The organism is Gemmata sp., from assembly GCF_051859125.1.
GTDB lineage: Bacteria > Planctomycetota > Planctomycetia > Gemmatales > Gemmataceae > Gemmata.
In genome coordinates, this window is record NZ_JBHYGG010000219.1 from 1 (window position 1) to 2590 (window position 2590).

The 2590-nt window shown below is 70.2% G+C and carries 4 protein-coding genes; 1 reads left to right on the forward strand and 3 read right to left on the reverse strand.

The features are described from left to right. Positions 1–123 precede the first annotated feature (123 nt). From ACTIGN_RS17880 to ACTIGN_RS17890, 3 genes are all read right to left on the reverse strand, one after another. Entirely contained in the window at positions 124–432 is a 309-nt protein-coding gene (locus tag ACTIGN_RS17880) for a hypothetical protein (protein ID WP_439626255.1), read from the reverse strand. 1 nt (position 433) lies between these two features. Beyond that, positions 434–1072, reverse strand: coding sequence for a methyltransferase family protein (locus tag ACTIGN_RS17885; RefSeq protein WP_439626256.1), 639 nt, complete (start codon positions 1070–1072; stop codon positions 434–436). A 204-nt stretch (positions 1073–1276) separates the two neighbouring features. Next, positions 1277–1693, reverse strand: coding sequence for an organic hydroperoxide resistance protein (locus ACTIGN_RS17890; protein ID WP_439626258.1), 417 nt, complete (start codon positions 1691–1693; stop codon positions 1277–1279). Between the two features lie 235 nt (positions 1694–1928). Here ACTIGN_RS17890 and ACTIGN_RS17895 point away from each other — a divergent pair, with 235 nt between their 5' ends. After that, positions 1929–2399, forward strand: coding sequence for a GNAT family N-acetyltransferase (locus ACTIGN_RS17895; protein WP_439626260.1), 471 nt, complete (start codon positions 1929–1931; stop codon positions 2397–2399). Positions 2400–2590 lie beyond the last annotated feature (191 nt).

The following is a 2590-nucleotide window of genomic DNA, read 5'->3' on the forward strand; positions in this document are numbered from 1 at the left end:
CAACCCCACAATACCAAGGAGGCACCGGCTTTCCGCTTAACTGAAGGGCATTGGGATTAGCCCGGCGAGTTGACTATCTACTCCACCCCCGCACGGCATTATAGCACGAGGCCGAACGAACCGTCACAGCAACCGGGTCTCCTGCGCCCGCACGATCACCCGCTCCTGCTTGAACCGCCGCTCCAACTTCTTCCGGTACTTGGCCCACCACGCCTCGTCCAGACCCTCCGCCATCACCTCGTAGATGACGATCTCGTCCTTGCTCGCCCCGCCCGCTCCCTCCTTCCACAGCCCTTCGGCCGGGGCGCGGGTGTGCGCGGTCATCCCGCCGAACTTCTCCGTCAACTCGTCCGCGACGGTGCGGAACAGGGTCCGCCCGAGGGGCTTCCCGGCGTTGTCGCTGAGCGGGAGCAGGATGTGGACCAGGTGCATGTCACGGGCCCGGGGCGAAGAACGGCACCCGCTCCTGGTACCCGCGGTACGCGTCGCCGTAGAACCGCAGCATGTGGGCCTCGGCGTGCAGCGACCCGAGGAACAGGTACGCCGTCATCACCAGGTTGAACGCGAGCAGCCGGGTGGTCATCCGCGGGTGCAGCCAGAACACCAGCAGCAGGGACCAGTTGAGCGGGTGCCGGGTGTACCCGAGTGGGCCGGTGGTCCGCATCGTCCCGTCCCCGGCGGGCGACGGTTCCTGTCCGTCGGGCATCCGCGGCACCTCCCCGTCGTGCCACCACGCGGCGAGTTGCTCGGCCCCGGTCAGGTGGGGGAACCCGACGGAAAGAGCCGCCCACGCGAGAAGGAGTACGCCGACCACTTGCCCCGCCCGCGTCGCCCACCGCCAACCGCCCCCGAGGTCGTAGAGGTCGCGTCCCGGCTGCCTGCGGATGTACAGGGCCAGCAACCCGAGGAACAGGAGCCCCTGAACCAGGTAGAACGGGCGGTACCATGCGTCCGCGGTCCGCTGGCCGAGCAGGTGCGCCGCCTGCCCCTTGGTCCAGTCGTTCGCGAGCGCGCTGTGGGCCGCGAAGTACAGCGCCGACGCCAGTGCCACCTTCACCGTACCCCGCCACATAATGCCTCCTGCGGGAGCCATTCGGTACTCGAGCAACTCGGGTGCCGACCGGCGCGACGGTTGTTCGCATTCCCCGTGCGCGCGCATCACTGACGACGGCGACCCGCGTTCGGTGCTCGCGACATCCCCTGTTGAAGTGAGGGCTCGTTTACCCGAGCGGTGGCCCGCCCGCACGGCGCGGCAGGTGGGTCCGGACGGTTCGGATTAAACGAGGTTGATCTCGACGTCGATGTTGCCGCGGGTGGCCTTCGAGTAAGGGCAGATCTGGTGGGCGGCGTCCACGATCTCGCGGGCGACGGCCGGGTCCAGCCCCGGCAGGCTGACGTTCAGCCGGGCGCGGAGCACGTACCCGCCGGCGTTGGTCCCGAGGTCCACCTCGGCATCGACCGCCCGGTCGGCGGGGAGGGGAACCTTCTTCTGGGCGGCCGCGACCCCCATCGCGCCGATGAAGCACGCCGACCAGCCGGCGGCGAAGAGCTGCTCCGGGTTGGTCCCGGTCCCCGAGGTGCCCGGGGACGAGAGTTTGACGTCGAGCCGGCCGTCGGAGGTGCGGGACGCGCCGTCCCGCCCCCCGGTGGTGTGGGTCCTGGCCGTGTAAAGTACCTTGTCGAGTGTGGTCACGGTCGCCTCCTGTGGGGTATAGTTGCGGTTTGCAACTGACAGGGTATACTGGGGTTTCGGTTGCGTCTTGCAACCGAATTGAACGAACCTCCCGGGGGGTGCAACGGGCCACGTAGTTGGGGCCGCGTCCGCCCGGTGTTGCGTCTCCCGGCCCACGGCCGCCCGGACGGCGGCGATCAGTGGGGGCCCGTCGGTGGGCCACCGCCCGTAACTGTTCTTGATGGAGGCGCGCCCGATGGGTTCTCCGATCACCGTCCGGCGGTTCCGCACCGACGACGTCCCCGCGCTCTTCGACCTGTTCCACGGCACGGTCCACCGGGTCAACAGCCGGGACTACACGCCCGAGCAGCTCCGGGCGTGGGCACCGGGGGAGATGAACGCCGCCCGGTGGGCGACGCTGGCGGACCGGTACGCGGTCGTGGCGGAGTGCGAGGGTCGGGTCGCCGGGTTCGCCGACCTGGAGCAGGACGGGCACGTCGACCGGTTCTTCACCCACGCCGACTTCCAGGGCCGCGGGGTCGGCACGGCGATGATGGCGGCGGTCCGCTCGGAGGCCGAGCGGATCGGGGCGCGCCGCCTGTTCGCGGAGGTCAGCGTCACCGCCCGCCCGTTCTTCGAGCGCCACGGGTTCGTCGTCCTGGCCGAGCAGCGGGTCGTGGTGCGCGGCGTCGCGCTCACCAACTTCCGGATGGAGCGCCCGCTCTGAGCACCCACCGGCCGGCCGACCTGGGCAGTTCGGCGACGTGGCGAAGCAGACCCGCGAGTGGGAGAAGAAGCTGGGGGCCGCCCGGCCCGAAGCAGTGACGGGTGCGATCGGGTTCACCATGTGTGACTGCTGGGCCGGGGCGAACCCTGAGCGCCAGCGAGGGGGTGCGCCTCACCCCCTCGCTGGCGCTC

What these genes read in the sequence shown, in the direction of transcription:
- ACTIGN_RS17880 (WP_439626255.1), bottom strand. Translation starts at nt 432, where the DNA reads ATGCACCTGGTCCACATCCTGCTCCCGCTCAGCGACAACGCCGGGAAG.
- ACTIGN_RS17895 (WP_439626260.1), top strand. Translation starts at nt 1,929, where the DNA reads ATGGGTTCTCCGATCACCGTCCGGCGGTTCCGCACCGACGACGTCCCC.
- ACTIGN_RS17885 (WP_439626256.1), bottom strand. Translation starts at nt 1,072, where the DNA reads ATGTGGCGGGGTACGGTGAAGGTGGCACTGGCGTCGGCGCTGTACTTC.